At 46.4% G+C, this 3,352-nt stretch carries 3 protein-coding genes; 2 read left to right on the top strand and 1 reads right to left on the bottom strand.

What is annotated here, in order from left to right; translation table 11 throughout:
• The coding region (locus NHN17_RS25465; protein ID WP_255045468.1) for a sugar porter family MFS transporter at positions 1-1,004 on the bottom strand (1,004 nt) is incomplete at its 3' end.
• A gap of 568 nt (positions 1,005-1,572) precedes the next feature.
• Between NHN17_RS25465 and iolE the strand changes: the two genes are divergently transcribed.
• Together iolE and NHN17_RS25455 are read left to right on the top strand one after the other, a co-directional pair.
• Positions 1,573-2,466, top strand: coding sequence for a myo-inosose-2 dehydratase (iolE, locus tag NHN17_RS25460; RefSeq protein WP_255045466.1), 894 nt, complete (start codon positions 1,573-1,575; stop codon positions 2,464-2,466).
• Between the two features lie 132 nt (positions 2,467-2,598).
• Positions 2,599-3,352: thiamine pyrophosphate-binding protein (locus NHN17_RS25455; RefSeq protein WP_255045464.1), on the top strand; the 754-nt coding region annotated here is incomplete at its 3' end.

Below are 3,352 nucleotides of genomic sequence, written 5' to 3'. Positions count from 1 at the left end.
ATGGTGGGCCAGTTCATCAGTGGTAAACGACCTACTTTATCGATGAGATACATACCCAGTGCGTTACCCAGGATGAAGACAATACCGACAAAAGTCGTCTGGAATAGGGCGTTCTCAGTACTACCGGTAATCGGTCTTAGGATTTCCGGCGTGTAATACATAATCACGTTGATACCGGTTAGCTGCTGGGCAGCAGCAACGAAGGTACCGATCACCAAGATAGAGAACAGTAGTGGGGAACGCAGGCTGACTTTTTTCTTGCCCGGCGCATTGGAGTCAGCCAGTGAGGCTTGGATTTCACCAATTAGCTGATCAGCATGCTTAGGATTAGAAATTCGCGACAGGGTATCTTTGGCTTCGTCAACTTTACCTTTTAGTACCAGCCAGCGTGGTGATTCAGGAATAAGGAACAACAGGCCAGCAAACAGTGCGGCTGGAAGCACTTCTGAGCCCAGCATCCAGCGCCAGCCCATATCAACTAACCACGTTTCACTCATGCCTTTGGCAATTAAGTAGTTAACGTAGAACACCCCAGTCTGACCGATAACAGCAGATTGTTGGAACATACTGACGGCACGGCCACGGAAGTCTTTCGGCGCCACTTCAGACATGTACATAGGTGAAACGACACAGGCCAAACCAACAGCGACACCACCAACAATGCGAAGTAGAACATAGAACGTGAAGGTAGTGGCAAGTGCTGAACCGATGGCGGAGATCATGAAGAGGATAGCACCGATGAAGAGGGTTTTACGACGGCCATATTTGAGGGCTGCCCAACCAGCGCTGACGGCACCGATAATACTACCTAGAACCACACTTGATACTGCCCAGCCAGTTTGTGCAGAGGTTAATCCGAAGTGCTCTCTGATAGGACCAATAGCGCCGGAAATAACGGCTGTATCGTAGCCTAATAAAATTCCCCCTAGGGCTGCAATACAACAAATTCTAATAATGTAGGCAAAATTATGTTTTCGGGCCTCGGCCGCGGTTGTGGGTGACATGTTCTACTCCTTCATGAGATCCCCGTCTCTTACTCAACCATCGAATAAGTTTGAGTTGGGTAGCTTTCCAATGCGTTATTTACTGTAGGATATTTGCATCGGCATTATTTATTCACCAACATTTATAATTGTAATTTACTGCTTTGGTAATAATTTTCTACTTGGTGACGGCCTAAATCATATGCCCTCAGAAATTTTACGGCTATAGCCTATCGGGTGTTTTGTCGAAAAATGATACTTCCGTCAAATTGCGAAAAATATTTTCCGGAAAAATTATTTGGTATAAATCCTTTTGTTTCAGTGTCTTACCTAAGTGTGATCTTGCTCATAAATTTCTTCTGAGCCCCGTTATTACTGGGCTTTTTTCATTTTTAATGAAAAATATTGAATCGATTGTAAGCGATGAAAAATATTTTTCGTTTTATTTTTTTCGGTTATAGTGAATTCCAGTGAAGCAAATGGTGCAGATTAAAAAACGGTTCAGAGATTCCAAAAGAACATATTCCACTGGACTGATCACAATCGTCACCGACCCGGAATTTAATAATCATAAAATTGGAGTACAAACATGAGCAATGTTCAATATGGAATCAGCCCACTGACCTGGACTAACGATGATATGCCAGAACTTGGCGGCGAAATCCCATTGGAAACATGTTTGAGTGAGATGGCAGAAGCTGGCTTTACTGGTACTGAGCTAGGTACTAAATACCCTCGTGAGCCAGAAGTACTAATTCCACTTCTAGAGCAACACGGTCTGGTTCTCGCTTCTGGCTGGTATAGCGGTAATTTGATGACGCTAACCGCTGAAGAAGAAATTGCGGCTATGCAGGATCACATCAAGCTACTTAAAGCGGCTGGTTGTAAAGCGATGGTATTTGGTGAGGTGAGCAACACAGTTCACGGCGACATCAACACACCATTGTCTCAGCGCGTCATCCTGACTATGGATGAGTGGAAAACCTACTGCGAGAAGCTTACAACTGTTGCTGAATACCTACTAAACGAGCACGACATCAAGCTGTCTTTCCACCACCATGTGGGCACCATCTGTGAAACTGAAGACGACATCAACCTAATGATGGAGTTCACAGGCGATGCTGTTCATTTAACACTTGATACCGGTCATATCACATACGGTGGCGGTAACCCTGTCACTATGATCAAGCGCTGGGGCCACCGTATCGGTCACATGCATTTTAAAGACCTACGTCTAGACGTTATGAAGGCCGCTCGTGATGCAGACAAATCATTCCTTAACGCAGTTCTTGATGGTGTATTTACCGTTCCTGGCACTGGCGATGTTGATTATGACGACGTATTCGCTGCACTGAAAGAGCGCGACTACAAAGGCTGGCTATTGGTTGAAGCCGAGCAGGATCCTGCTAAAGCCCACCCACTGACGTTCGCAAAAACAGCTTTTGAGAATATCAACGGCTACGCGAACAAGTACGGCCTATAAGAAAACGTAAAAGGTAAGGGGGGCAGGCTAGGCCCCCTCATATCTCACCGCAAAGTTCACGTTAAAAGTGTTCAAAAGCAGTTGCAGTGAGTAAAGGAAGATTTTTTCGAATATCGAAAAACGAGGAAGACAATGAATACTGTACGCCTGACCGTTGCTGAAGCACTTGCCAAGTATCTTGCAGCACAAATGATTGAGATTAATGGAAAAAAAGAACAGCTTTTTGGTGCCGCCTTTGCGATTTTCGGTCACGGTAATGTGACGTGCTTTGGCCAGCAGCTAAAGAATATTGAAGATAAAATCCCAACTTGGCGCGGTCAGAACGAACAGTCGATGGCGACTGCCGCTATTGCTTATGCCAAGGCTAACCAGCGTCGTCGCATCGGTATTGCAACCAGCTCTATCGGCCCTGGTGCCACCAACATGGTAACCGCTGCCGGTATCGCGCACACTAACCGTCTACCTCTTCTACTTATCTCTGGTGATGCTTATGTTAGCCGTCTGCCAGACCCCGTTTTACAACAGCCGGAGAACTTCGAAGATCCGTCTGTGACTTCAAATGATGCATTCAAGCCGCTAACGCGCTACTGGGACCGCGTGCTATCACCAACCCAGCTAATGCACACATTGCCGCAAGCACTAGATACTATGCTAGACCCAGCCACCTGTGGGCCGGTATTCCTAGGTTTGCCGCAAGATATCCAAGGTGTCGCTTACGACTTCCCTGAAGTGTTCTTTGCTGAAAAGACGCACCGTATCCGCCGTCCAGAGCCTGAAATGATTGTTCTGGAAGAAGCGAAAGAGATCCTGCTGCAGGCGAAGAAGCCGTTGATCATCTCTGGTGGTGGTGTTCACTACTCGCTAGCGACTGACGAGTTGGCAGCTT

The organism is Photobacterium pectinilyticum, from assembly GCF_024357955.1.
Classification (GTDB): domain Bacteria; phylum Pseudomonadota; class Gammaproteobacteria; order Enterobacterales; family Vibrionaceae; genus Photobacterium; species Photobacterium pectinilyticum.
This window is presented reverse-complemented; position numbering and strand designations above follow the sequence as displayed.

Excerpts from the sequence above, each read along its gene's own strand:
- iolE (WP_255045466.1), top strand. The coding sequence starts at position 1,573 with ATGAGCAATGTTCAATATGGAATCAGCCCACTGACCTGGACTAACGAT.